Source organism: Pseudomonas sp. TE9122, from assembly GCF_056278925.1.
On sequence record NZ_JBWBQI010000001.1, the window covers coordinates 1,294,951 to 1,319,921 of the forward strand.

Consider the following 24,971-nt stretch of genomic DNA (forward strand, 5'->3'; position numbering starts at 1 on the left):
ATCGCCGCGCTACTGCGCCGCATTGCGGGCATGCCGATAGTCGCTCACCGCCTCGTACACTGCCTTGCGCAAGCGATTGATCCCGCCCACCGGCCGATGCGCCTCGATGCCGAACCACGGGTTGAACGACAGGTTGTCGCATTGCAGATTCAGCGCCGGCGTATCGAAGTCCTGCGCGGGCAGGGTGATCCGCGCCACCGTTGCAAAAGGCGCATCCTGCTCACGCCACTCAATGCTGGTGTTTTCGATCGGCATGTACTTGTTCGCGTCCTGGCGCTGGATCTGCAGGGCAAAACACGCCGGCACCCGATCCGTGGATAACTGTTGATTCAGTGCACTGCGCAGAAAATTCGGCAAGTCGTGATTCTGTTTGGGCAAGGTATACGCCGGGCAACGCTCCGGATCCGGCACGACGCGGAATTTCGCATTGGCCTCACCGAACTTGTAGGGCGATACCGAGAAATATGTAGTCTCGGTCGGACTGTCCGGCGGCGCTGACAGCGTAGCCAGCGCGATAGACAGATGACGGACTTGCCAGGTGCGCGGATCCCATGTCGGAAAAAACGCCATTACCTTCTTGCCGTCAGCCTGCGCCGCCACATTCTGACGATACTCGGCGACATCGCTGACAAAGAAATTCGGATGGCTGAACATCACGAAATCCTGTTCATGCTGGTCTTGGCGATTGCCGAGCAGTTGCTTGCCAGAAACCTCGAACAGCTTGATTGCCATCCCGCGCGCGTCGCGAATGCTGTCGAATTGTGGGTAGGCATTGCCGTTGGACAACCGGATCAGCGCCTGCCAGGTCTTGCCCGGCTCGCTGAACACACCCTGTCGCAGCGATTGCGCCAGTTCCGGTAAAACCTGCACTTGCGCCTTCACGCAGCCATGCGCCTTGGCGTGGGCATCGCGCAGATAACGCGTGCTTTCGCGATGCTGGTCGACGATGCGCACAGCGGTTTGAATGATGTCCTGGGTCATCGCCGCTTCGCCTGGTGGAATCTGTTCCTGCGCCGACACCGGCCCACGATGCTGCCAAGCGAACCACGCGGCGGCGATGGCCCAGCCGAGCAGGCCGATGATCAGCAGGATCAGCAGCGTCTTGCCAAGCAAACGCCCCAACCAGAGCCAGAAGCGAGCCAGTGGCGGCAGTTCTTTTTTGAATGTCGGCATGATCATGGCAACTGCGCCTCCAGTGGTCCGCCCAGCACTTTCAGGTATTCGAGCAGCGCCCAGCGCTCCTCTGGTTGCAGGAGGCGGCCGATCACCCCGTTGCCGCGAGCGCCGGCGCGGAATTCGTGGCCGCTGTTATGGTTGCCGCTGATGCGCGTGTCGAACAGAAAACCGTTGGTGAAAGATTCGGTGCGATAGCCGAGGTGGTGCGGGTCGTATTCGAGCGTGCCTTTATAGAAGGTGGTGGCGCGCTCATCCTGCGGTGACAGCAACTGATAGATGCTTGGCACCGAACCGTTGTGCAGAAACGGCGCAGTCGCCCACACGCCAGCCAGCGGTCGAGCCTTGTAAGCGACCTTCTCGCGCACGCCGATCGGCAGGCCGAAACCGTCCATGCGCGGTTTTTCTTCCGGCGTGATCTGCGCGTCGCGATAGGCACGGTTTTCCACGAACGCGGTGACGTAAGCCAGGCCCTTGGCCACCGACAATTGGCTCAGATCAAGCGGCGCTTTAGGTTCGGGGTGCAGTCTGACGTCCATTTTTTCCAACTCTTTGACATCCCATTGCAGCGCGCTCAGGTCGAAACGATGGCTGGCAACGTTGTTGGCCGCATTGGGATCGGTACCGATCACGTCTACCGGCAGCATGTGCAAGTGCTGCACCCAGCGTTCGCCTTCCTGCGATTGGCGCGGGACATGGCAGCCGACGCAGTTTTCCGCGAACAGCGCGCGGCCTTTGGCGGCCAGCGGCTTGTCGATCGCACCGAACAGATCTTCCGGCCAGGTCGGCGACTTCAACTGCTGCAAGGTTTCTTCGATAGCGTGCAGATCGCGCACGCGCACGCTGGAGGGATAGCGCTCAGCGCCTTGCAGCGGCTGGCCGTTGCCGTCGAAGAAATTCAGCGTGGCACCGACGCCGAGCGCCTCGCCGATATTGCGCGCCATTGGCTGTTGAGCCGAGCCGTTCCACTGCACCCAGTCGAACGTCCACATGTCCCACAGCTGCGGGTAATCCACCGGGGCATCGGCTACGCGGTAGTTGGCAGGGGAAATCGCATCGCCAAACGTCGCGTTGGCAATCCGGCCGAACGCATCGGTGCGCCCCGGGCCTTCCTCGGTCGGGTACAGGCCGCGATGGGTGTCGTTCCACGCCACTTTGACGAAGGTGTTCAGCGAGGTCTTGAACTCCTTGCGCAATTGTTCGCGGCGCGCTTCGTAATCATCCCCGAGCACCTGACGGGCGAAGCGCTCGAACTTCCACGGGTTGTAGTAAGTCGAGGCGAGACTGGCGACCAGGGCCTGTCCGAAACTGCCACCGCGCAACGTAGGAACGCTGGAAGGCAGCACGTGCTGTGCGCTGCCGCCATCGATACGTACGGCCTGGCCTTTGATGCGCAACTCGCCGGTGTGGCAAGCGGCGCAGGTGATGTCCAGATAATGCTCCGAGGCGTTGCCGGGATTCTGGTGCCGGGCAAAACCGACGGGAAGGTTGCCGGGGTTGTTCGCGCTCGCTTTCTGCTGCGGGTCGACCAGGAAGCCGAAACGGGCGAGATATTCAGGGGAGGCGAAGCGCTGCTCGGAGAACGGCAATTCCAATGCCTGGAACCACTCGTAACGCAGGCCTTTGACTTGCGTACCTTGGGGCGTGAAGTAGTAGGTCCGCCGTTGCTCTTCGCTCCATTGATCCAGGTAACGTACCTGTTGCGGCGGGGTGTAGGAGGGCAATTTCGGATTGGCGACGTAATAGACGGTCACCGCGAGGGCGATTATCGCCAGCACGATCACCAGAGTGAGAACGCGGAATAGAAGGCGCAAGTTAAACATCCTTGTCGAATTGTTGCGCTGTTATGCCTGAGCCATGACTGCTGGGCAAGTGGCCATTACGCCAGACGCTGAGGCAAGCTCCGATGACGCTTGTCGTCCGTGGATGACAGAAGCTTCATCCAGCCGTTGCCCAAATGCGTTTTAATCCCTGAACTTATCGGAAGATTCCTGCTCTCATGCCGGTAGCCATTGGTCGTGGCGGCCTGATAAGCTCGCGGCTTTACTCGATTGCCCATTCGGCGCATGAACAAGGAAATAGCATGAAACAGCATCGGTTGGCGGCGGCGGTAGCCCTGGTTAGCCTGGTACTCGCGGGTTGTGACTCGCAGACCAGCGTAGAGCTGAAAACCCCGGCGCAAAAAGCTTCCTACGGCATCGGCCTGAACATGGGCAAAAGCCTTGCCCAGGAAGGCATGGATGATCTGGACTCCAAAGCGGTAGCCCAGGGCATCGAAGATGCCGTTGGCAAGAAAGAACAGAAGCTGAAAGATGAAGAACTGGTCGAAGCCTTCGCCTCGCTGCAAAAGCGTGCTGAAGAGCGTATGGCCAAGATGAGCGAAGAGTCGGCAGCCGCCGGCAAGAAATTCCTCGAAGAGAACGGCAAGAAAGCCGGTGTGACCACCACCGCTTCCGGCCTGCAGTACGAAGTAGTGAAGAAAGCCGACGGCCCACAGCCTAAGCCGACCGACGTCGTAACTGTTCACTACACCGGCAAGCTGACCAACGGCACCGTGTTCGACAGCTCCGTAGAGCGCGGCAGCCCGATCGATCTGCCAGTCAGTGGCGTGATCCCGGGTTGGGTTGAAGGTCTGCAACTGATGCACGTTGGCGAGAAGTACAAACTGTACATCCCTAGCGATCTGGCTTACGGCGCTCAGTCGCCAAGCCCGGCAATCCCGGCCAACTCGGTTCTGGTTTTCGACCTGGAACTGCTGGCCATCAAGGATCCAGCCAAAGAAGACGCCGCTGCCAAGTAACACGCAACGGCTTGAAAACAACGCCTCGCACATGCGGGGCGTTGTTGCATCTGCAGGTCAGGGAAGGTAAACAGAGCGAACTGACAGCGATCAGCACAGTCATAGCTTTGAGGCTGCCCGCGCTAGACGCCCTGAGCTGCCAAGTCAATGAAATATTGGGCTTTTTTATGTGAGTAAAAAACGCCCGATCTGAGCGCAGCCCTTATGAAACGGGGCTCTCAGCGCTGAAATGCAGCTCTGTTCACAAGGTTATCCACAATTTGTGTGGATAACATTTCAACGGGAAGAATAGATGAAAGCTCCGTGGAATTTCGCTCGATTCCTGCCGTTGGCCGGTCGCCTGCTGGCCCGTGGACGCCTGCCGACCCTGTTGTTTGCCGTGGCCAGCAAAGGCGCCGCGCAAGGCAATCGCCTGGGCAAACTCAAGGATGATCTGCGCTTGCTGCAGTCGCTGTGCCTGGCCTACTGGCGTGGCGAGTATCGCGCGATCAGTGCCAAGTCGCTGATTTCGGTGGTGGCGGGCCTGATGTATTTCCTCAGCCCGGTGGATGCCATTCCGGATTTCATTCCCGTGTTCGGCATGCTCGATGACATCGCTGTCCTCGCCTGGCTGATGAAAACCCTCGATGATGAGCTCAACGCCTTTCGTCTGTGGCGCAAGCGCCAGCAACCGGAGAAGCTGGCGGTGGTTGAACGCCTCCCTGATACCCCTGAACAATTGCAGCTGCAAGGCCCGAAAAAGCCCTGACTGACGAAGACTGCCTACAGATAGATACCACTCGCGACCTTGGCCGCTGTTAGGATTACACTTCTAGGGAAAAGTGCCGACTCGCTAAGTGGTGTTGTCCTACGGGGTAGTCATGGATATTCAGATAATTGCACGCGATGGCGAACCCGAATACGCGGTTCTGCCGTGGGCTCAATATCAGGCTTTACTGAAAGCAGCAGGGATCAACGCAACACCGGTGCAGCAGCCAGCAGCGCCGCTCGCCGCCTCGCCGGAGCCGATTCTTCCGGGTCTGGATCAATTACGCAGTTTGCGCGAAGGGAAGGGCATCGCCATCGAGGCGCTGGCCCGCACGGTAGGCATCAGCCCGTCATATCTGGCCATGATCGAAAGTGGTGAGCGTCAGCCCGACGCCGCGATTCGCCGCAGCCTGGCCTGGGAACTGACGGTGCCGGGTTGGAGGGATGAATCGTGAGCGTACGCATCAGTCGTCAACATTGGGACGGATTGCTGGGGGAACTGGACCAGGCGCGTCGTCAGCGCCATCTTCTGACCTATCGAGCCTTGCTTGAGCGTTTGCAGCTACCGACGCCGGCGATGCAGACACTGACGGCTGCGCTGGAGCATCTGGCCGCACTGGACGCCAAAGCCGAGCAGCCGTTGCGCAGTTCGCTGGTCATCAGTCAGGGCGCCAGTCGTTTGCCGCGTACCGGTTTTTTTGAATGTGTCGAGCGTCTGGGGCGCTTTTCCGGGCCGTCGGATGGCGTTGCAGCGGCGTCCTGGCATGCGTCGGAAGTGGTGCGCGTCTTCGAATACGAATACCCGGAATCGGCGGAGGCCTGAGTGTTTCTGCGCCTCAAGGCGCGGGCCGGTTATTGGCTGGCCCGCCGGCTGTTTCGTTGGTCGTGGTTCGTTCGCCAGCCGCGTGGCTGGCGCTGGCTCGAAGGCCAGTTTGCGCGCATGGCCAACCTCGGCGATGTCGGTGCGCAAAGCTTTTATGGGCACATTCTGACTTTTCGCGGCGTCGGGTTGGGCGCGCGTGAAGAAGGCGTGCGTTTACTGCGTCTGGCGGCGTTGGCTGGTGATGGTAAAGCGGCGTATCAAGTCGGCGTGATCAGCCTCGCCGGTACCCCGAGCAAAGCACCGGATCCCGCTGAAGCCGCTCGTTGGTGGACCATGGCTGCCAAAGCCGGCCACCCGTTGGCCGAGCTTAAGCTGCAACAGCTGATGGCTGGTGATTCAACGCAGTAATTCCATGTATGTCTTTTAAATAAACGCGGCGTGAGGTTTTCCTCACGCCGCGTTTACGTTTTTGCCTGCACGTTTTTCGCTGGATGTTGGATTGCAGATTAGTCCTACATCCTTTGCCTACTCGCCTGACTTCTTTCCTCTTTGATCCCCCGCACAGTTCCCGCGACTAATTTCTTGCGCGAGGGACCGCTCATGCTTCAGCCCGTTTTTCAGTCCACCTTGTTTGCTCGCGTGTGTTGATGGAAGCCATCGCGCGCATCGAGCAGGAACTCGACAGCTTTCCGCAAACGCTCAGCCTCTACCGCAAACAGCTCGATCACTGGCTCAGTCGCAGGGTGGACCAGATCAGTGAGGCAGCAGACCTGCCATCGCTGGTGGGTATGGAGCGGATCATTCGCTTCGGCGATCGCAGCACGGCGGTCAGTAGCAGCGACGAGGAGTTTTCTTCCAGCGTCGTCCAGTGCCCGCAGGGCGGGCTCATGCAGATCGAGAGCAAGTTCGAATCGGTCTACGACATCCCGCTGGGCAACATTTCCGTCGATGTGGTCGACGTGGATAGCGGCAAGACCGCGCCGGTCACCCTTGATCAGCAGGGCAAGGGCGAATTCAGAGGTGAAGAGGGCAAGTTCTACCGCGTTCTTGTGCACAGCGCTGTCACCTCCAATCAAGTCGCGAAGCTGTTCGAATCCTATGACGGTTTGACCGGCGAGCTGGACGGCTGGCTGCGTAGCGAGTGGCAAGGTTTCAAGCCGCAGTGGTCACAGTCGGTAGCGGCCGCAGCCAGCAACGGCATGCTCGCCGGCAGTTGGGCGGCCATCGAGGGGGTATGGGACAGCCTCGGACTGCTCTCGGAAATTCTTCAGGAACCCGGCAAGTTCGCCGAGCGTTTGGGCAGTGGCGCGGCTGATCTGATCGAGCTGGCACAGACCGCTCCGGATCTCATGGAAAAGCTGCAGTTGCTGGTCAGTGACGAAGCGGCGATGTGCTTGCTGCTGCGGTCGGCAAGCCTGTGGCTGGACATGCTGCCGCCCAGCGAGATTGCCGGCAAGTCTGCTGAAGTGGCGTCGATGATGATCGTGCAACTGATCATCGATGTGTTGATCAGCGTGGTGCTGACGTTTGTCGGAGCGGGGGCGGGGATCGCTTATCTGACGCTGCGTCTGGCTGACCGCGCAGCGCAGCTGTTCAACGTCGCCAAGCGTCTGGTCAAGGCGCTGTTCAGCATCGTCAACGCCTTTATTGAATACGTCGACCGCTACAAAGCCGTTGCCGCGCGGGGCATCGCCGCCGGGGTGAAAAAGGGCCGGATGCAATTGCGCTGGGATGCCAAGCGCAACGCCATGTTGAAGAAAGACGAGCCCCACGACGACGCCCCCGACCAGGCGAAAAACCCCAACGGCGACGCCGCCGACTGCGTCCCCAATACCTGCAAAAACGGCTGCCCGGTGTCGATGGTCACCGGCGAGGAACTGCTGACCCTGACCGACGCGGTGCTCGATGGCGTGCTGCCCTTCGAGTTCACCCGCTTGTACCGCAGCAGCGCGGTCGAGATCGATATGGGCCTGGGTTTCGGCTGGAGCCACACGCTGGCCCATCGCCTGGCCTTCGACGGCGATGGCGTGATCTGGATCGACCACGAAAACCGCCGCACCCGCTTTCCCCTGCCCAACGTCGCGCGCCCAGCGATTCACAACAGCCTGTCGCGGGCGGCGATCTTTCTCGGCGATGAGCCGGAAGAACTGATCCTCGCCCTGGCCGGGGAAAACGCGCGGTTCTACCACTTTCGCGCCGGCCGGCTGACGGCGATCAGCGATGTCTACGGCAATCGTCTGACCCTGCAACGCGATCGCTCCGACCGCATTCAGCGTCTGGACAATGGCGCCGGCCGCTCATTGCTGTTGCGTTATGACCGCGCGCAGCTGGTGGCGATTGATTATCAGGTGTTCGTCCAGGGCGAGTGGACCACCGAGCAAACCCTCGCCACCTACAGCTTCGATGCCCGGCAACGCCTGCTGACCGCGACCAACGCGGTCGGCGACAGCGAACGCTACGACTACGACGACCATCACGTCATCCTCCAGCGCCAGCTGACCGGCGGCGCGAGCTTCTTCTGGGAGTGGCAGCGCGAGGGCAAAGCGGCGCGCTGCGTGAGGCACTGGGCTTCGTTCTCGCAGATGAACACCCGTTACGTCTGGAACGATGACGACGCCAGCGTGACCGTGCATTACGTCGACGGCACCGAAGAAGTCTACGTCCACGACGAGCGCGCGCGACTGGTGCGCCAGGTTGCGGCCGATGGCGGCGAGCAGCTCAAGGCTTATGACCAGCAGGGGCGATTGATCGCCGAGCAGGATGCTTTGGGCGCGGTTACCGAATACCGCTATGACGAAATCGGACGGCTGATCGCGCTGGTTCCGCCGGACGATGCACCAACGTCCTACGAGTACCGCAACGGCTTTCTCTACAAGCGTTGCCGTGGTGATGCGGTGTGGATCTATCGGCGCAACGCTGAAGGCGCCGTTACCGAAGCGGTCGATCCCGACGGCCAGGTCACCCATTACTACTACAACCTGCGCGGGCAATTGCTGTCGCTGCGTTACCCGGACAGCAGCCGCCACCGCTGGGTGTGGAACGAGCTCGGCCAGCTCATCGAAGAAACCCTGCCCGATGGTGGCGTGCGGCGCTTTTCCTACGATGCGCTGGGACGGCGGATTACCACCCAGGACGAATTTGGTGTCGTCAGTCGTCAGCAGTGGGACGCGGCCGGCCGACTGATCCTGACGACTTCTCCTACGGGAAGCACGCGCGCCTACAGCTACGGCGCCTACGGCCAGATCACCGCTGAGCGCGACGAGCTCGGGCGCATCACCCGCTACGAATATGACGACGACCTGCATCTGGTCTCGCGGCGGATCAACCCTGACGGCACCCGCGTGCAGTACCGCTACGACCATGCGCGGCTGTTGCTGACCGAAATTGAAAACGAATCGGGCGAAAAATACCGACTGGATTACACGCCGACCGGATTGATCCGACAGGAAACCGGGTTTGATGGGCGGCGCACGGCTTACGTCTACGACCTCAATGGTCATTTGCTGGAGAAGACCGAGTTTGGTGATTTCGGCCCCAGTCTGGTCACCCACTATGAGCGCGACAAGGCCGGGCGTTTGCTGGTCAAAACCCTGCCCGATGGGCTCAAAGTCCGCTACGACTATGATCGCCTCGGGCGCTTGGTTGCCGTTGATGACGGGCAAAACCATCCGCTGGCCTTCGAGTATGACCGTCAGGACCGGCTGATCACCGAGCATCAGGGCTGGGGCACCTTGCGCTACGCCTATGACGCCTGCGGTCAGCTCAAACGCCTGCGTCTGCCGGACAACAGCAAGCTCGATTATCACTACGCCAAGGGCGGTGCGCTGTCAGCCATCGACCTCAACGGCACGCCGCTGACCCGGCATGTGTATCAGTCCGGTCGCGAACAGCAACGCCAGCAAGGTCTGCTGCTCAGCGAATACTCCTACGACGATCAGGGCCGCTTGCTTGCCCACGCTGTAGGTCATCGCCACGCTTCGCTGTACCGCCGCGATTATGCCTACAGCGCCAACGGCAATCTCGAGCACATCGCCGACAGCCGCCACGGCCAGCGCACCTACGGCTACGACGCCCTCGACCGGTTGATCCGCGTACGTCACTCGCGCGACGAACTGCCCGAATCCTTCGCCCACGACCCGGCGGGCAACCTGCTGATGCAGGACCGCCCCGGTCCCGCGCAGATCAAGGGCAACCGCCTGCTGATGCAAGGCGACCGCCATTACGACTACGACGCCTTCGGCAACCTGATCCGCGAACGCCGAGGCCACGGCCAGACCCTGGTCACCGAATACCGCTACGACTGCCAGCACCGCCTGATCGGCCTGACCCGCCCCGACGGCCAGACCGCCACTTATCAATACGACGCCTTCGGCCGCCGTATCCGCAAAACCGTCGACGGCGCCATCACCGAGTTCTTCTGGCAAGGCGAACACCTCGTCGCCGAAAGCAGCGCCACGCAATACCGCAGCTTCCTCTACGAACCCGGCACCTTCCGCCCGTTGGCGATGCTCGACGGCAAAGGCCCGAAAAAAGCCTGCCCGTTCTACTACCAACTCGACCACCTCGGCACCCCGCAGGAACTCACCGACTACAGCGGCGAAATCGTCTGGTCCGCGCAATACGACGCCTACGGCAAAGTCGCCGCCGTCACCCTCGCCGGCGAAGACTACCTCGACCAACCGCTGCGTTTTCAGGGGCAGTACTTCGATGTTGAAAGTGGGCTGCATTACAACCGGCATCGGTATTACGACCCGAGATTGGGGCGGTATTTGACGCCGGACCCGGTGAAGCTCGCGGGTGGGTTGAATCAGTACCAGTACGTGCCGAATCCGACGGGGTGGGTGGATCCGTTGGGGTTGACGTCCAATTGCCCACCGCCGAAGAAGCCTGGGTGTGAGGTTCCGGGTGGGATTGGTGGGGCTAAAGTGGATGATGGTGAACCTGCGCTGCCGAAGATGACGGCTCAGGAACGTCGGGCGAGGATTGATGAATTAGCTGAAGAAAACGCATACCGACGTTTGCATGAAATGGAGAATCCACAAAATGGAGAGCATTTTCTGGAAAAGCACGGCGCCCAAACAACACTACGGTCGCAATTTGAAAGGATCATGACAGGAAAAAATCCAACGACTGGCGTTATAGAGACCTACACCGGTGGATCACACCATGGAGAACCTAAAATTCCAAGCGCGGCTACTCATTTTTTCAGCCATAGAGATCAGCTGAACGCTATCTATAGAGCAAAACTTATATTCCGTCAGACTAATCTTCAAACATCTAGAAGGCCTATGGACATGGGAAAGATAATTGGGGAAGGTTATACCAGAGACGGCATTTATGGGCAGCAGAGGAAAGCCGTGGTTATTCTGAGAGCTAATGGCGATACCGTGACTTCATATGCGGATTTTGAATGATGAAAAAAACGTATGAAATTGTAGATATAAAAAACTTATTGTTTGTTTTTGATATAGAAAATACTACTGATGTCGAGAGGGAGCGATTAATAGTTGAAAAAAATGTAAACGATTCGCGTCAGTTAAAAGAGCTTTTCGATACTGTGTTAAGGCCTGAATTTTGTGAATACACAGATGCAGAACAAGAATCGCTAATAAATACTGTCGAACATTTTTTGGAGAGAAACGACAATTTCGACCGTGTATTTAACCGAATGACAACTTATTTTGACGAAGAAATTACCGATAGGTCTAGTTTTATGAGACTTCTATTGGAGTGCTTAACAAGGTATCGGGATGAAACGGGCTGTGGCTAAAAATCTGCATTCTGGAGTGGCGCCTGGCAAGTAAGCACGCACTCTACTACGTCGAGTTTAACCGACTAACTGTGATGCCTTTGGAGACGCAGTAGGATCGAGCAAATACACACTAAACCCCACAACCCCCTTCGCATGATGCTTAGCCTGCGAAGCCATCTCCGCAAGCTGGCTGGCATCAAGCGCTGCACAAGCCTCAGGTCGCAGATGCACCACCCCAATCGATAACGACAACAACGCAAACTCCTGCCGCACACCCTGTCGGTTTGGCGCTACAAAACAACCGGCTTCCAGATGCTCGGGCCGATAGAACCGGCGGCATTGGCTTTGGAAATCGTCGAGCAGTTGGTTGAGGCGTTTGCGCCAGTCTTCGGGGCCGAGGACGAGGAGGAAGTCGTCGCCGCCTATGTGACCGACAAAGTCGCGGGTGGGGTCGATGCGTTCGTTGAGGCATTGGGCCAGGCAGAGCAGGACTTCGTCGCCACGGCCGTAGCCGTAGATGTCGTTGAAGGGTTTGAAGCTGTCGATGTCGACGTAGCAGATAATGGACTCGCGGGCCTGTTGCAGCAGGCGGGTGAGGCACTGCTGGATCGGTACGTTGCCCGGGAGCAGGGTGAGGGGATTGGCGTAGCGTGCCTGCTGGATTTTCAGTTCGGTGATCAGTTTCAGCACGTCGATCACTCGGCCGAGGCCTAGATAACCGCCGTTGAGGGTGATGATGAAGTCTTCTTCGATGCGCTGGCGGGCGCGGCTGGTGATCAGGCGGCTGACTTGCTGCAGCGACTGGCTGATTTCCACGGCGAGGAAATCATCGTTCATCAGGCGGCTGATCGGTTTGCGCGCGAACAGATCGGTGGCAAACGGTTTGAGCAGTGCGTCCGACAGCGAGTGGCGATGGACGATGCCGCAGGGCTGGCCTTGTTCGTCGAGCACCGCGAGCGAATTGAGGTTGGCCTGGCGGCGAAAGGCTTCCAGTACCGTCGCGGTGGGCGTATCGCGTTGCACGGCGGGCTGGTCGTTGAGCAGGGCGCTGAGGTCGCTGCCTTCGTCATTCAGCGCGACGGCGCTGCTGTCGTGTTTGGGCATCATCGCGCGAGCGTCGCGGGACGGATGTTCCTGAGGGCGGCCGAGCAGGTAGCCCTGCACCAGGTCGACGCCCATTTCAGTCAGCACCGCGAGTTCTTCCGGTAGCTCGATGCCCTCGGCGATGACTTGCGCGCGCGAGGCTTTGGCAATTTGCAGAATCGAACCGACAAACTCTCTTTTCAACGCATCCTGATGAATGCCATCAATGAAGTGCCGGTCGATCTTCACGTAATCCGGACGCAATTCCGACCACAGGCGCAGGCTCGAATACCCTGCGCCCAAGTCGTCCAGCGCAATGGAAAAACCCATCGCCCGGTAGTGATGCAGGGCGGTTTGCAGCAACTGGAAGTCATCGATTGGCGTCTGCTCGGTGAGCTCGATGACCACTTGGCTCGGCGCAATGCCCAAGTCCTGCAGCAGTTGCAACGTACGCCCGGGTTGGTGCGCGGCTTCGAGCAAGGATTCTGGAGACACGTTAAGGAACAGCTTGCCCGGCAGTTGCTGCTCATTGAACCGTCGGCAGGCGCTTTGTCGGCAGGCGATTTCCAGTTCGCTCAATCGGCCAGCCTGTCGCGCCACGGCGAACAGGGCGATCGGCGAGTGAAGAGGGCTGTTGGACGGGCCACGGGTCAGGGCTTCGTAACCGAGAATGCGGCGTTCGGAAAGACAGATGATCGGCTGGAACAAGCTGTGTAAACCGCTTTGAGTCAGGATCGAGCTCAAGGCGCTCAGCTGTTCGGTCGTGGTCATGGCAGTCTCTGGCGATAAAAAAAGGACCGGGAGCGCTTGCTCCCGGTCCTTTATTGCACGACAGAATGATGACTGTTTGATGACGATCCGGGGATCGCCAGCACTAAATTGCCATCACTTACTTCTTGGCCACCTGATTGCTCAGTTTCAGGTAATCCAGCAGCACGCGCCCGGTTTCGCTCAGGTAGGCATCGTCTTCCGGTTTGACCTTGTCCGGCTCGGCAGCGGCCAGTGCGTCTTCGTCTTCTTTCTTCAGCTCTTTGAGCGGTTCTTCGCCTTTGGCCTTGCGACGGATGTTCTCCATCGCCAGTTGCTTGGCGTCGATGTCGGCGTGCTGGGCGCGACGATCAGCTTCGTTGAGACTGACGGTTTTTTCTTCCATCAGTTTCTTCGCCAGGGCCAGCTTGTCGCGGATGAACACGAACTCGGCATCCTTGTTGGTGCGCGCGTCATGTTCGGACTTCAGCTGGGCGAGGAACGGCTTGAACGGATCGGCCGCTGGTTTGATCGCCGCGCGGATGGTGTCCCACGGCATGGCTTCCGGCAGGGCGCTTTCGCCGATTTCCTTGGTGTCGATCAGCGACGGGTAGTCGATGTCCGGCAGCACGCCCTGATGCTGGGTGCTCTGCCCGGAGACACGGTAGAACTTGGCCAGGGTCAGTTTCAGTTCGCCATGGTTCAGCGGCTGAATGGTTTGCACGGTGCCCTTGCCGAAGGTCTGGCCACCGATGATCAGCGCACGGTGGTAGTCCTGCATGGCGCCGGCGAAGATCTCCGAAGCCGAAGCGGACAGACGGTTGACCAGCAGCGCCATCGGGCCTTTGTAGAACGCGCCCGGGTTTTCGTCCTCGAGGACGTCGACACGGCCATCGGCATTACGCACCAGCACGGTCGGACCTTTGTCGATAAACAGGCTGGTCAGTTCGGTGGCTTCCTGCAGGGAGCCGCCGCCGTTGTTGCGCAGGTCGATGACCACGCCGTCGACTTTGTCCTTCTGCAGCTCGGTCAGCAGCTTCTTGACGTCGCGAGTGGTGCTCTTGTAGTCCGGATCGCCGGCACGGAATGCCTTGAAGTCGAGGTAGAAGGCCGGGATCTCGATCACGCCAAGTTTGTAGTCCTTGCCGTCCTGTTTCAGGCTGAGAATCGACTTCTTCACGGCCTGATCTTCGAGCTTCACCGCTTCACGGGTGATCGGCACGATCTTGGTGGTCTGGTCGTTCGGCGCATTGCTCGCCGGAATGACTTCCAGACGCACCACGGTGCCTTTAGGACCGCGAATCAATTTGACCACTTCGTCCAGACGCCAGCCGACCACGTCGACCATTTCCTTGTTGCCCTGAGCAACGCCGATGATCTTGTCGGCCGGAGCGACCTGCTTGGTCTTGTCCGCCGGGCCTGCCGGCACCAGACGCACGACCTTCACTTGATCGTTGTCGCTCTGCAATACGGCACCGATGCCCTCGAGGGACAGGCTCATGTTGATGTCGAAGTTTTCCGCGTTATCCGGCGACAGATAGTTGGTATGCGGATCGTAGGACATGGCGAAGGTGTTGATGTACGCCTGGAAGATGTCCTCGGCGCGGGTCTGGTCGAGACGCGCCAGCTGATTCTTGTAGCGCTTGGTCAGGGTTTCCTGGATCTGCTTCGGCTCTTTGCCGGCGATCTTCTGGCGCAGCACTTCGTCCTTGACGCGTTTGCGCCACAGGTCGTCGAGTTCCGCGGTGGACTTGAGCCAAGGCGCGTCCTTGCGATCGATCAGCAAGGTCTCCTTGGTGTTGAAGTCCATCTTGTCGACGCCTTTGTTCAGCTCGGCAAGTGCGAAGTCCAGACGCGATTTGACGCGGTCTAGGTAGCGCTTGTAGATGGTGAACCCGGCGTTGAGGTCGCCGCTTTTGAGGAAGTCGTCGAACTGGGTCTTCCACTTGTCGAATTCGGCGATGTCGCTGGCCATGAAATAGCTGCGCGACGGGTCGAGCAGCTTGATGTAGCTGTCGTAGATGATCACCGAGCGCGCATCGTCGAGCGGCGGCTTGCTGTAGTGGTGACGCTTGAGCAACTCGACGACGTTCAGGCTGGCGATGACTTCATCGCGATCAGGCTGCAACTTGTCCCAGCTGTTGGCTGCGAATGTGGTGCCCGACACCGGCAACAGGCCGATACCGATGAAAAGAGCGAGGGCGGTGCTGGGGAGCAGATGCTTCATGCTGATTCGACGCGGGGACAATTGATAACGCATATTAGGCCGTCTTTGAAGTCGCCGGTTCTTTGAGAGCCGGTCGCATAATGCAAAAAGCCCGGCGCTACAGCTTCGGGCTCAGTCCAGACTCACTATGGAGGCAGTGTGAAGGCATTGCAAGGCGTTGAAGGTCAAGTGGCATGGGTTGAAGAGCCGAGTCCGACGTGCGATGTAGGACAAGTCCGCATCCGGGTGGCGGCAGCCGGCCTCAATCGCGCCGATTTATTACAGAAAGCAGGGCTTTATCCGCCACCACCCGGGGCCAGCCAAGTGCTTGGTCTTGAGTGCTCCGGGGTGATCAGCGAGGTCGGCGCGGGCTCGTCCTGGCAGGTTGGCGACCGGGTTTGCGCCTTGTTGGCCGGGGGCGGCATGGCTGAAGAGGTGGTCGTCGACGGACGGCATGTACTGCCCGTGCCCGAAGGTGTTTCGCTGATCGAGGCGGCGGCATTGCCCGAGGTGTACGCCACCGTCTGGCTGAATGTGTTTCAACTTGCAGCGCTGAAACCCGGTGAGAAAATTCTCCTGCACGCCGGCGCAAGTGGAATCGGTTCAGCCGCCATTCAGCTGTGCAAAGCCTTCGGCAACCCGTGCTGGGTCAGCGTCGGTTCCGCCGAACGCTTGGCTTACTGCGAAGCGTTGGGTGCGCAGGGCGGCGTGGTGCGCACCGATGAAATTGAAAGCCTGCGCGACTTCGGGCCGTTCGATGTGATTCTCGACCCGGTGGGCGGCAATTATGCGGCGCTGAACCTCAAGCTGATGGCGCTGGACGGACGTTGGGTGCTGATCGGTTTGATGGGCGGGCGCGAGGCGAAACTGGATCTGGCGCAGGTGTTGGCCAAGCGTGTGCAACTGCTCGGTTCGACGTTGCGCAGCCGTAGCGATCAATTCAAGGCCGATCTGCTCAGTGATCTGGGCCAGCATGTGTGGCCGCTGTTTGCCGAGGGCCGCTTGCGTCCGCAATTGGCCAGAGCCTTTGCGGTGAAGGATGCCGAAGCAGCGTTTGCCGAACTGGCGAGCAATACGGTGGCGGGCAAGTTGGTGTTGGTGATCAATGAGAGTTTGAGCTGACAGCAAAGCAAGGTCAAAAGATCGCAGCCTTCGGCAGCTCCTACAGAGGCACGTATTCCAAAAGTAGGAGCTGCCGAAGGCTGCGATCTTTTGCTTTTATTTCCAGAGATGGATCGGCCAGCCGGCCTTTTCTGCGTGCTCAAGCAGCACCGGATCCGGATTGACCACGTGTGGAAAATCCACTTTCAACAGCAGCGGCAAGTCATTGCGCGAATCGGAATAAAAACTCGCGCCCTCGAGGTTTTCTTCTTCGGCGTCCAGCCATTCCAGCAAGCGGGTGATCTTGCCTTCGCGGTAGGTCAACGTGCCCACGGTATGGCCGCTGTAAACGCCGTGCGCGACTTCCAGTTCAATCCCTAGAATCTCGTCGATGCCGAGTCGATCGGCAATCGGTCTGACCAGGTGCGTGCCCGACGCCGAGATCACCAGAATCCGGTCGCCGGCCTTGCGGTGCGCGGCGATGGTTTTGGTCGCGTCGCTGAAGATGATCGGTTCGATAAAGTCTTCAACCCACGGCCCGACCAGGTGCTCGACTTCTTCTGGCGTACGGCCGATCAGCGGTTCGAGGCTGAACGCCATGTAATCTTCCATGCGTAATTTGCCATGGCTGTAGGCGTCCATCAGTTCGTTGTTCTTGCGCATGAACGACTCGGGATCGACCCAGCCCAGGCGCCCCATCTGCTCGCTCCAGAGGGTGGCGCAGTCGCCGTGGATCAACGTTTCGTCCAGATCAAAAATTGCCAGGGCCATCAGTGCAGTTCTCTCTTCAACGTCAGCAAAGTCATCAGGCTACCTCACACAGGGCCGTCGGATCGATGGAAAGTGCCAGGCGTTGTCCGTCGGGATGCAGATCGGCGGCGGAGCGGTTGAGTACGTCGACCACCAGTTCCACCCCGCGCGCTTCGACGCGATAGCGAATGACGTTGCCGAGCAGGCTGTGGCTGCGGATCTGCGCGTCGAGTTCGCCGTCAAGGCTCAGTTCGATGGCTTCCGGGCGGATGGCGATGCGATGGTTGACCGGCCGTTGCAACAGCTTCGAGGCGGCATCTGCGTCGAGCAGGTTGTAGTTGCCGATGAAGCCGGCGGCGAATACATCGACCGGAGCGGTGTAGAGGGTTTCGGCGTCGCCGCTCTGGACGATCTTTCCCTGGTTCATCAGGAAAATCCGGTCCGACATGGTCAGCGCTTCTTCCTGATCGTGGGTGACGAAGATCGTGGTCAGGCCGAGTTCGCGCTGGATCTGACGGATCTGCTCGCGCAGGTGTTTGCGAATCCGTGCGTCGAGTGCCGACAGCGGCTCATCCAGCAGCAACAAGCGCGGGCGGGTCACCAGCGACCGGGCGAGGGCGACACGCTGGCACTGCCCACCTGACAGTTGATGCGGATAGCGGCTGGCGAAGTCGTGCAGTTCAACCAGTTTCAACACTTCAGAGACGCGCTTGTGGCTGTCATCGGCGTTGACCTTTTGCATGCGCAGGCCGAAGGCGACGTTCTGTTCGACGGTCATGTTGGGGAACAGCGCGTAGCTCTGAAAGACCATGCCGATACCGCGTTTCTGCGGACTCAACGGCACGATGTCGACGCCATCGAGCAAAATCTTGCCGCCATCCACCGGGGTCAGGCCGGCGATGCAACGCAGCAAAGTCGACTTGCCGCACCCGGACGGGCCGAGCAGGGTGACGAACTCACCTTTGTTGATCTCGCAATCGATGTCGCTGAATACCGTGGTGCCGGCATAACTTTTCTGCAGGTGTTGGACGCTGACGTAGCTCATTCGCTTTTGTCCTTGTTCAAGATGTTGGCGATCCAGGTCAGGACCAGCACGAAAAAGAAATACGAAATGACCAGCGCACTGGTGAAGTGGCCGCTGCTGTTGCGCATGTTGTTCAGGTACACCTGCAGGGTTTCGTAGCGGGTGCCGACGAGAATGTTGGCGAACACGAACTCACCGAAGAGGAACGAGAAAGACAGTAGCAGCGCCACCATCAGGCCTTTGCGCAAGTTCGGCAGCACCACCAGAAACGCCGCTTGAAAGGTGCTGGCGCCGAGCAGTTGCGCGGCGTCCATCAGGTCGCGCAGGTTGATCGCTTGCAGGTTGTTGGTGATCGCGCGGTACATGAACGGCAGCGCTACGGTGAAGTAGCAGCCGATCAGAATCCACGGTGTGCCGACCATCGCCATCGGCCCGGAACCGTAGAGCTGCAGCAGCCCCACCGAGGACACCACCGGCGGCACCGCGAAGGGCAGCAGGATGAGGATGTTCATCAGCGCATCGAGTTTCGGAAAGTAGTAATGCACGACAAACAGCAGCGGCAGGATCAGCACCACCGATAACACCAGCGCGCCGACACAGACGATCAGCGACTGCCCGAATGCGTGGAGAAAGCGCGGATCGCTCCACAGCTGGATGTACCACTTGAAGGTGAAGCCGCTCGGCAGAATGGTCGCCGACCAACTGCTGGCGATCGAATAGACCAGCGTGCCCAGCAGCGGCAACAACAGGATGGCGAACAGCAGATAGACCACGACGCGGTGGTAGAGGCCGGCCGGGCCGGATTCAGCGCGAGACATGGTAGCTCCTCTTCAACAGCAATTGATGCACGACGGTGACAATGGTCATCAGCGCCACGAGCACCACCGCCAGCGCGCTGGCCAGGTTCGGGTCAAGGGAAATGTCGCCGGAGACCATCGCCGCAATACGGATCGGCAGAACGTTGAAGTTGCCGGTGGTCAGCGCATAAACCGTGGCGTAGGCGCCGAGGGCGTTGGCCAACAGGATCACGAACGTGCCGAGCAACGCCGGGGTCAACACCGGCAGGCCGATGTGCCGCCAGAACTGCCAGCCGTTGGCGCCGAGCAGTGCGGCGGACTCGCGCCAGTCTTCACGCAGAGCGTCGAAAGCCGGATAGAGCAGCAGCACGCCGAGGGGAATCTGGAAATAGGTGTAGAGGATGATCAGGCCGGTTTTCGAATACAGGTTGAAGTCCTGAATGATCCCCGACTGCTTGAGCATGATGGTGATGCTGCCGTTGAAACCGAGCAGGATGATGAACGCGAACGCCAGCGGCACGCCGGCAAAATTGCTGGTCATGTTGGCGAAGGCATTCACGAAGTTGCGCAGCTTCGAATCGACGCGGCGCAGCGAATACGCACCAAGCACGGCGATGATGATGCCGAATACGCTCGACCAGAAACTGATCTCCAGGCTGTACTGGATTGCCTGCCGATAGAACTTCGAACCGAAGATCTTGCTGAAGTTGGCCAGGCCCCAGCCGGACTCTTCCGATTGCAGGCTGTTGATCATCACCCAGACCAGCGGGGCGATTTCGAAGACGATAAAGAACAGCGCGAAAGGCACCAGACACAGCGCCGCGAGCCATTTGCCGCGAGTCATGGCATTCACTTGAGCAGCTCCCGGCACACAGGTTTGTCGTGGGGCACGCCGAGCAGCTCGCAAACCGTGCCGCAGAGCTCGGTCTGCTTCGGTGTGACATCAGGGTTGAGGCTGAACGCCTCGCCGAGGACGAACAGCGGCACCTGACGTTCTTCCGCCAGCAGGCCGTTGTGCGAGCGATCGTTGTTCATGCCATGGTCGGCGGTCACCAACACCTGATAACCAGCGTCGAGCCAGGTCTGCAGATAGTCGGCGAGGATGACGTCAGCCGAGCGCGCGCTGTTGCGGTATTGCGCGCTGTCGAGGCCGTGCTTGTGCCCGGCGTCGTCGATGTTCATCGGGTGGATCAGGAGGAAGTCCGGCGCGTGACGCAGGCGCAGGTTCTCCGCGTCGGCGAACAGGTGCGAATCCGGATAATGGTCGTTCCAGTAGAAATGCCCGTGCTGGATCGGCAGCGTCGGATCGTCGGTGTGGCGGTCGCGCGCAGCCACGAACGGTGAGCGGTTATACAACTCGCTGACCCAGTGATACGCCGCAGCGGCGGTTTTCAATCCGGCATCACGGGCGTAGTGATAGATGCTGCGCTGGTTGGACAAGCGCGAGACATTGTTGTGGACGATGCCGCTGTCGATCGGCGGCACGCCGGTGAGGATACATTCGTAAAGCGGTCGGGACAGGGCCGGCAGTTCGCACTCCAGTTGATAGAGCGCCGCGCGTCCTGCGCCAACATAAGCCTGCAGATGCCCCATGGCGTGACACGCAACCTCGTAGTTGAGGCCGTCGAGCACGACAAGGATGACGTTGTGCTTCATAGGGGCAAGAACTCCGCGAAATTCAGATATTCCGAAATCAACCCGATCCCCTGTGGGAGCGAACTCGCTCGCGAATGCAATACATCATTCAACAGTAATGTCGACTGATGCGCCGCCTTCGCGAGCAGGCTCGCTCCCACATTCGGATCTTCAGCGGATCCCGAACAGGGGGATCACAGGATTACTTCATCTCGACGATGACTTCCTCGTTCCACTGCTGCGGCAGGGCTTTGGAGGTCTTTTCCCACGCTTCGGCGTCCTTGACCGGCGTGACCTTCTTGTACTGCTCGTTTGGCAGCAGTTTGGCTTTCACGTCTTCCGGCAGTTGCAGGTGTTCGGCGCGGATCGGCCGGGCGTTGCCGCGGGCGAGGTTGGTCTGGCCGGCGTCGCTGAAGATGTATTCGCGCGTCAGCTTGGCGGCATTGGGGTTTTTCGCGTACTTGTTGATGATCGTGGTGTAGCCGGAAATCACCGAGCCGTCGGATGGAATCAGCACTACGTAATCATCCGGGTTGGCCATCTTGGCTTTGTAGCTCAGGCCATTGAAGTCCCAGACCACGCCGACTTCAATCTCGCCTTTTTCCATGGTAGCGATGGTCGGGTTGGCCATCGACAGACGACCCTGTTTGGCGAGGTCGGCGAACAGCAGCAAGGCAGGCTTGATGTTTTTCTCGTCACCGCCATTGGCCAGTGCGGCAGCGAGGACACCGTTGGCGGCCTGGGCAGCAGTGCTCACGTCGCCGATGGAGACTTTGTATTTACCGGTTTTCAGGTCAGCCCATTTGGTCGGCACGTCGGAGCCGTTCAGCAGCTTCTTGTTGACGATGAAGGCGATGGTGCCGGTGTAGGCCAGTGCCCAGTTGCCGTCCTTGTCCTTGGCCCAGTCCGGAATCTGATCCCAGGTGCTTGGCTTGTACGGTTGCACCACACCTTGCTTGACCGCGATCGGGCCGAAGGCGGCGCCGACGTCACCGATGTCGGCGGTGGCGTTGTCTTTTTCAGCTGCGAATTTGGCGATTTCCTGGGCCGAGCTCATGTCGGTGTCGATGTGTTTCAGGCCGTATTTCTTGGCCAGGTCTTCCCAGGTGCCTTTCCAGTTGGCCCAGTCATCGGGCATGCCGACGCTGTTGACGGCGCCTTCCGCTTTCGCAGCGGCTTCTAGGGTTTTCAGATCGGTGTCGGCCGCCATGGCGGCGCTGCACATTGCAATGGTCGAGCCTAACAGTGTTGCCAGGAAAAGCTGTTTCATTCCGAAGCTCCTTGGTCGTGTTCAACGCTGCGATTGCGGTTGTGTTGGTCTAGGTCAGCAATACCTGAGCCAATTTAGGCGGGCTGGATGACATTTTGATGTCGATGGCCTTATGGCTGATCTTTTCTCCGCCCGGGATTGGCGGTTGCCAAACAAGCGTAGACCATGACGCAGGCCCGATAAGCAAGGGACTTGGCCGATGTATTGCAAGCCGTGAAAACGACTGTTGGGTAGTTTTGTCATCTGTCGGTCATCTGCACTGCCTAGGCTTGCAACACACGAAAGCGCTCTGAGCAGCGCCCGGATTTGCCCTGAAACAGTGCTGGTCTAGTCCAGATAGGTAACGTTGATGCGCGATGAGGCAACGAAAGCGGTGACAGCGATTGGCCAGGTGCTGCAGGAGCAGATCGATCATGGTTTGCTGGCGGCCGGGAGCAAGTTGCCCGCTGAACGCAAGCTCAGCGAGTTGTTCGGGACGACGCGGATCACTGTGCGTGAAGCGCTGTTGCAATTGGAGGCGCAAGGGCAGATTTATCGTGAGGAGCGGCGCGGCTGGTTCGTGTCGCCGCCGCGTCTGGCGTACAACCTGATGCAGCGCAGTCATTTTCACGCCATGGTCAGTGCGCAGGGGGCGTGAGCCGTCGACCGAGGTGATTTCGGCGCGGTTGCAGCCGGCGTCGGCGGCGGTGTGTGCGTGGTTGCAGCTGCCGGCGTTGTCGAGCGTGATCCAGATTTGCCGCTCGCGGCGGATTGATGGGCGACTGGTGTTGTATGTCGAGCACTACCTGAATCCGCAGTTTTTTCCGGGGATTCTTGAGTTTGATTTGAATCAGTCGATCACTGAGTTGTATGCGCGGCATTTCGATTTGCACTATGGGCGGGTGCGGTTTGAGATTGTGCCTACGTCTTTATCTGTCGATGCGGCGGCGGCTTTGCGGGTGTCGGTGGGGAGTCCGGGATTGAGGATTGCTCGGGTCAATTATGATCAGCATGGGCGGCTGATTGATTGTGATCTGGAGTTTTGGCGGCATGATGCGATTCACGTAGGGGTTGATGTAGTTTGATCTTTTTTGACCTTGGCGGCCTTTGGGCCGACCAGGTTTTGGGGGTTTGGGTGAATATCCGTTGCTGCGGTAACGGCTTCTTATGGTTCCGCCCTTACGGCGGGTCACTTTTTCAAACGCCAAAAAGTAACCAAAAGGCTGCGCCCTGACGTTCGGCCCGCTCGCTGGGGCTCGGGGTTCCTTCGCTGCGGGATCGATCCTGGCGCAGCGGCTCCGGTTTGCTTCGCTGCACCTACACTCGCTGTGTACGACTGCGTCGTACGGTCGCTGCGCTCCCACGCCCGGTTCAATCCCTCCACTCAGCCTGCCGACGGGCTCCGAGATCAAGATCAAAAGCGGTGCTCGAGCTAACGCTCATCGTGTGTAGGAGCTGCCGAAGGCTGCGATCTTTTGTTTTTGCTTTCGCTTTTCTGTGGGAAGCGAGTCTGCTCGCGAAAGCGCCCCCACAGTCACCCCTTCCTACTTGCCCACCGCCGCATTCCCATACAGATAATCCGTCGCCAACGACGCCAATGTTCTCACCCCAACCACCAGCGCCGACTCATCCACAAAGAACCCCGGATTGTGATTCGGCGCGGCCTTGCTCATGTCCTGATCCCGCGGCGTAACCCCGAGAAACACAAACAATCCCGGCGCCTCTTTGGCGAAGAACGAGAAATCTTCCGCCCCACCCACTAGCGGTCCCTGCACCACATCATCCTTGGCCGCCCACTTCAATGTCGGCAGCATTTTTTCGGTTAGTGCAGGGTTGTTAATCGTCGGGTCGTATTTTTCGATGATGGTGACGTCGGCTTTGGCGCCGCCGCTTTCGGCGATTTTCTCGATGGTCTGGCGTACGTCGCTGTGCAGTTTCTGGCGGATGCCGTAGTCGTAGGAGCGGATGGTGCCGGTCATGTCGAGTGATTCGGGGATGATGTTGTAGCGGGTGCCGCCGTTGATGGTGCCGATGCTGACCACCGACGGGTAAGAGGAAATGTCGGTGCGGCGGCTGACCACGGTTTGCAGGCCGACGATGGTTTGCGCGCCGACGGTGATTGGGTCGATGCCATCCCAGGGGCGGCCGGCGTGGGTTTGTTTGCCGTGGATCTTGATGCGCAGGTCGTCGGAGCTGGCCAGGGTCGGGCCGGGGCGGTAGGCGATCTGGCCGGCGGGGACGCCGGCCCAGACGTGCAGCCCGAACACCGCGTCTGGTTTCGGCGATTTCATTACGCCTTCCTCGACCATCATCTTCGCGCCCCAGGTGTTTTTGCCGTCGGGAATGAAGTCGCTCGGGCCTTCTTCGGCGGGCTGGAAGTAGAACACCACGGTGCCGGGCAGGGTGTCGCGCATGCCCGTCAGAATTTTCGCTGCGCTGAGCAGGATTGCGGTGTGGGCGTCGTGGCCGCAGGCGTGCATGACGTCGACTTCCTTGTCGAGATACGTGCCTTTGGCTTTCGAAGCGAACGGCAAGTCGGAGATTTCCTTGACCGGCAGCGCGTCCATGTCGGCGCGCAGGGCGACGGTCGGGCCGGGCAGGGCGCCTTTGAGAATGGCGACAACGCCGGTGCGGGCGACGCCGGTTTTCACTTCCAGGCCCATGGCTTGCAGCTGTTTGGCGACCAGTTCAGCGGTGCGTTTTTCAGTGTTGCCAAGTTCTGGATGAGCGTGAAGGTCGCGGCGGGTTTCCAGCAGCTCCGGCTCGAGCTTCTGCGCCTGCTCGGCGATGCGCGTGCGGGCGCTGTCCATCGTCGCGGCACTGGCGTGGCTGGCGACCAGGGTGAGCAAAAGGGTCTGGGCAATGCGCGTCAGTTGCATGGGCTTCTCCTTGATTATTGTTGTTGGCTTCCTTGCCTGTGACAAAGGCTTTGCACGCAAGTGCGATCGGGTCCGGAAAGCGCTATGCGCTCCGACAGATTTACGTTTGAGCATAAGTTATCAGCGAAAACTCCTACCGCTTTATCAGTTTCGTCCGGCGTGACAGATAAAACGCGGGCGATAACCATGTACCGCACCGCACAAC

At 59.5% G+C, this 24,971-nt stretch carries 19 protein-coding genes and 1 pseudogene; 9 read left to right on the forward strand and 11 right to left on the reverse strand.

Going from position 1 to position 24,971, the window contains the following annotated elements:
- Nucleotides 1–9: 9 nt before the first annotated feature.
- Both ACZ9BE_RS05770 and ACZ9BE_RS05775 read right to left on the reverse strand, forming a co-directional pair.
- Nucleotides 10–1,179, reverse strand: coding sequence for a catalase family protein (locus ACZ9BE_RS05770; RefSeq protein ID WP_476249014.1), 1,170 nt, complete (start codon nt 1,177–1,179; stop codon nt 10–12).
- Nucleotides 1,176–2,987 (reverse strand): di-heme-cytochrome C peroxidase, encoded by a 1,812-nt coding sequence (locus ACZ9BE_RS05775; protein WP_476249015.1) that lies wholly within the window; start codon nt 2,985–2,987, stop codon nt 1,176–1,178. Before ACZ9BE_RS05775 ends, ACZ9BE_RS05770 begins: the two co-directional genes overlap by 4 nt.
- A 269-nt stretch (nt 2,988–3,256) precedes the next feature.
- On the opposite strand from ACZ9BE_RS05775, the gene ACZ9BE_RS05780 reads away from it, so the two are divergent.
- The 7 genes from ACZ9BE_RS05780 to ACZ9BE_RS05810 all read left to right on the forward strand — a co-directional run bounded on the left by ACZ9BE_RS05780 (nt 3,257) and on the right by ACZ9BE_RS05810 (nt 11,313).
- Entirely contained in the window at nt 3,257–3,973 is a 717-nt protein-coding gene (locus tag ACZ9BE_RS05780; protein WP_016773732.1) for an FKBP-type peptidyl-prolyl cis-trans isomerase, read from the forward strand.
- Between the two features lie 292 nt (nt 3,974–4,265).
- A complete protein-coding gene (locus ACZ9BE_RS05785; RefSeq protein WP_476249016.1) occupies nt 4,266–4,721 on the forward strand; it encodes a YkvA family protein in 456 nt (151 codons plus the stop codon).
- A 112-nt stretch (nt 4,722–4,833) separates the two neighbouring features.
- Nucleotides 4,834–5,175: a helix-turn-helix domain-containing protein gene (locus ACZ9BE_RS05790; protein ID WP_056783977.1), complete on the forward strand. Its 342-nt coding sequence runs from the start codon at nt 4,834–4,836 to the stop codon at nt 5,173–5,175.
- On the forward strand, nt 5,172–5,543 hold the full coding sequence (locus ACZ9BE_RS05795; protein WP_003223109.1) for a hypothetical protein: 372 nt from the start codon (nt 5,172–5,174) through the stop codon (nt 5,541–5,543). Before ACZ9BE_RS05790 ends, ACZ9BE_RS05795 begins: the two co-directional genes overlap by 4 nt.
- A complete protein-coding gene (locus ACZ9BE_RS05800) occupies nt 5,544–5,951 on the forward strand; it encodes an SEL1-like repeat protein (RefSeq protein WP_315435279.1) in 408 nt (135 codons plus the stop codon). It abuts the gene before it with no gap.
- A gap of 239 nt (nt 5,952–6,190) precedes the next feature.
- On the forward strand, nt 6,191–10,957 hold the full coding sequence (locus ACZ9BE_RS05805; protein WP_476249017.1) for an RHS repeat-associated core domain-containing protein: 4,767 nt from the start codon (nt 6,191–6,193) through the stop codon (nt 10,955–10,957).
- Complete coding sequence (locus tag ACZ9BE_RS05810) at nt 10,957–11,313, forward strand: hypothetical protein (RefSeq protein ID WP_252887537.1); 357 nt, start codon at nt 10,957–10,959, stop codon at nt 11,311–11,313. The genes ACZ9BE_RS05805 and ACZ9BE_RS05810 overlap by 1 nt, the downstream gene beginning before the upstream one ends.
- A gap of 57 nt (nt 11,314–11,370) precedes the next feature.
- On the opposite strand, the gene ACZ9BE_RS05815 is transcribed toward ACZ9BE_RS05810, so the two are convergent.
- Entirely contained in the window at nt 11,371–13,149 is a 1,779-nt protein-coding gene (locus ACZ9BE_RS05815; RefSeq protein ID WP_150638747.1) for a bifunctional diguanylate cyclase/phosphodiesterase, read from the reverse strand.
- A 118-nt stretch (nt 13,150–13,267) separates the two neighbouring features.
- Nucleotides 13,268–15,352, reverse strand: coding sequence for a carboxy terminal-processing peptidase (locus tag ACZ9BE_RS05820; protein ID WP_476249018.1), 2,085 nt, complete (start codon nt 15,350–15,352; stop codon nt 13,268–13,270).
- A 138-nt stretch (nt 15,353–15,490) separates the two neighbouring features.
- Here ACZ9BE_RS05820 and ACZ9BE_RS05825 point away from each other — a divergent pair, with 138 nt between their 5' ends.
- Entirely contained in the window at nt 15,491–16,453 is a 963-nt protein-coding gene (locus tag ACZ9BE_RS05825; protein ID WP_476249019.1) for a zinc-binding dehydrogenase, read from the forward strand.
- A 96-nt stretch (nt 16,454–16,549) separates the two neighbouring features.
- On the opposite strand, the gene ACZ9BE_RS05830 is transcribed toward ACZ9BE_RS05825, so the two are convergent.
- From ACZ9BE_RS05830 to ACZ9BE_RS05855, 6 genes are all read right to left on the reverse strand, one after another.
- Nucleotides 16,550–17,203, reverse strand: a complete 654-nt coding sequence (locus ACZ9BE_RS05830; protein ID WP_073472633.1) for an HAD family hydrolase — start codon at nt 17,201–17,203, stop codon at nt 16,550–16,552.
- 34 nt (nt 17,204–17,237) lie between these two features.
- Nucleotides 17,238–18,227 (reverse strand): ABC transporter ATP-binding protein, encoded by a 990-nt coding sequence (locus tag ACZ9BE_RS05835; RefSeq protein WP_095180778.1) that lies wholly within the window; start codon nt 18,225–18,227, stop codon nt 17,238–17,240.
- Nucleotides 18,224–19,024, reverse strand: coding sequence for an ABC transporter permease (locus ACZ9BE_RS05840; protein ID WP_016773742.1), 801 nt, complete (start codon nt 19,022–19,024; stop codon nt 18,224–18,226). Before ACZ9BE_RS05840 ends, ACZ9BE_RS05835 begins: the two co-directional genes overlap by 4 nt.
- Entirely contained in the window at nt 19,011–19,847 is an 837-nt protein-coding gene (locus tag ACZ9BE_RS05845) for an ABC transporter permease (protein ID WP_162245414.1), read from the reverse strand. Before ACZ9BE_RS05845 ends, ACZ9BE_RS05840 begins: the two co-directional genes overlap by 14 nt.
- A 5-nt stretch (nt 19,848–19,852) precedes the next feature.
- Nucleotides 19,853–20,659, reverse strand: coding sequence for an alkaline phosphatase family protein (locus tag ACZ9BE_RS05850; protein ID WP_252869047.1), 807 nt, complete (start codon nt 20,657–20,659; stop codon nt 19,853–19,855).
- A 181-nt stretch (nt 20,660–20,840) separates the two neighbouring features.
- Nucleotides 20,841–21,908 carry an ABC transporter substrate-binding protein gene (locus ACZ9BE_RS05855; protein WP_252877727.1) on the reverse strand — a complete coding sequence of 356 codons (1,068 nt, stop codon included), beginning with the start codon at nt 21,906–21,908 and terminating at the stop codon, nt 20,841–20,843.
- 349 nt (nt 21,909–22,257) lie between these two features.
- Here ACZ9BE_RS05855 and phnR point away from each other — a divergent pair.
- Nucleotides 22,258–22,972 (forward strand): annotated as a pseudogene (gene phnR / locus ACZ9BE_RS05860) (phosphonate utilization transcriptional regulator PhnR).
- 459 nt (nt 22,973–23,431) lie between these two features.
- Here the strand turns inward: phnR and ACZ9BE_RS05865 are convergent.
- Nucleotides 23,432–24,766, reverse strand: coding sequence for an amidohydrolase (locus ACZ9BE_RS05865; protein WP_252869048.1), 1,335 nt, complete (start codon nt 24,764–24,766; stop codon nt 23,432–23,434).
- Nucleotides 24,767–24,971 lie beyond the last annotated feature (205 nt).

Excerpts from the sequence above, each read along its gene's own strand:
- ACZ9BE_RS05845 (WP_162245414.1), bottom strand. The coding sequence starts at position 19,847 with ATGACTCGCGGCAAATGGCTCGCGGCGCTGTGTCTGGTGCCTTTCGCG.
- ACZ9BE_RS05790 (WP_056783977.1), top strand. The coding sequence starts at position 4,834 with ATGGATATTCAGATAATTGCACGCGATGGCGAACCCGAATACGCGGTT.
- ACZ9BE_RS05815 (WP_150638747.1), bottom strand. The coding sequence starts at position 13,149 with ATGACCACGACCGAACAGCTGAGCGCCTTGAGCTCGATCCTGACTCAA.
- ACZ9BE_RS05830 (WP_073472633.1), bottom strand. The coding sequence starts at position 17,203 with ATGGCCCTGGCAATTTTTGATCTGGACGAAACGTTGATCCACGGCGAC.
- ACZ9BE_RS05855 (WP_252877727.1), bottom strand. The coding sequence starts at position 21,908 with ATGAAACAGCTTTTCCTGGCAACACTGTTAGGCTCGACCATTGCAATG.
- ACZ9BE_RS05820 (WP_476249018.1), bottom strand. The coding sequence starts at position 15,352 with ATGAAGCATCTGCTCCCCAGCACCGCCCTCGCTCTTTTCATCGGTATC.
- ACZ9BE_RS05850 (WP_252869047.1), bottom strand. The coding sequence starts at position 20,659 with ATGAAGCACAACGTCATCCTTGTCGTGCTCGACGGCCTCAACTACGAG.
- ACZ9BE_RS05865 (WP_252869048.1), bottom strand. The coding sequence starts at position 24,766 with ATGCAACTGACGCGCATTGCCCAGACCCTTTTGCTCACCCTGGTCGCC.
- ACZ9BE_RS05840 (WP_016773742.1), bottom strand. The coding sequence starts at position 19,024 with ATGTCTCGCGCTGAATCCGGCCCGGCCGGCCTCTACCACCGCGTCGTG.
- ACZ9BE_RS05810 (WP_252887537.1), top strand. The coding sequence starts at position 10,957 with ATGAAAAAAACGTATGAAATTGTAGATATAAAAAACTTATTGTTTGTT.
- ACZ9BE_RS05805 (WP_476249017.1), top strand. The coding sequence starts at position 6,191 with ATGGAAGCCATCGCGCGCATCGAGCAGGAACTCGACAGCTTTCCGCAA.
- ACZ9BE_RS05780 (WP_016773732.1), top strand. The coding sequence starts at position 3,257 with ATGAAACAGCATCGGTTGGCGGCGGCGGTAGCCCTGGTTAGCCTGGTA.
- ACZ9BE_RS05770 (WP_476249014.1), bottom strand. The coding sequence starts at position 1,179 with ATGATCATGCCGACATTCAAAAAAGAACTGCCGCCACTGGCTCGCTTC.
- ACZ9BE_RS05785 (WP_476249016.1), top strand. The coding sequence starts at position 4,266 with ATGAAAGCTCCGTGGAATTTCGCTCGATTCCTGCCGTTGGCCGGTCGC.
- ACZ9BE_RS05835 (WP_095180778.1), bottom strand. The coding sequence starts at position 18,227 with ATGAGCTACGTCAGCGTCCAACACCTGCAGAAAAGTTATGCCGGCACC.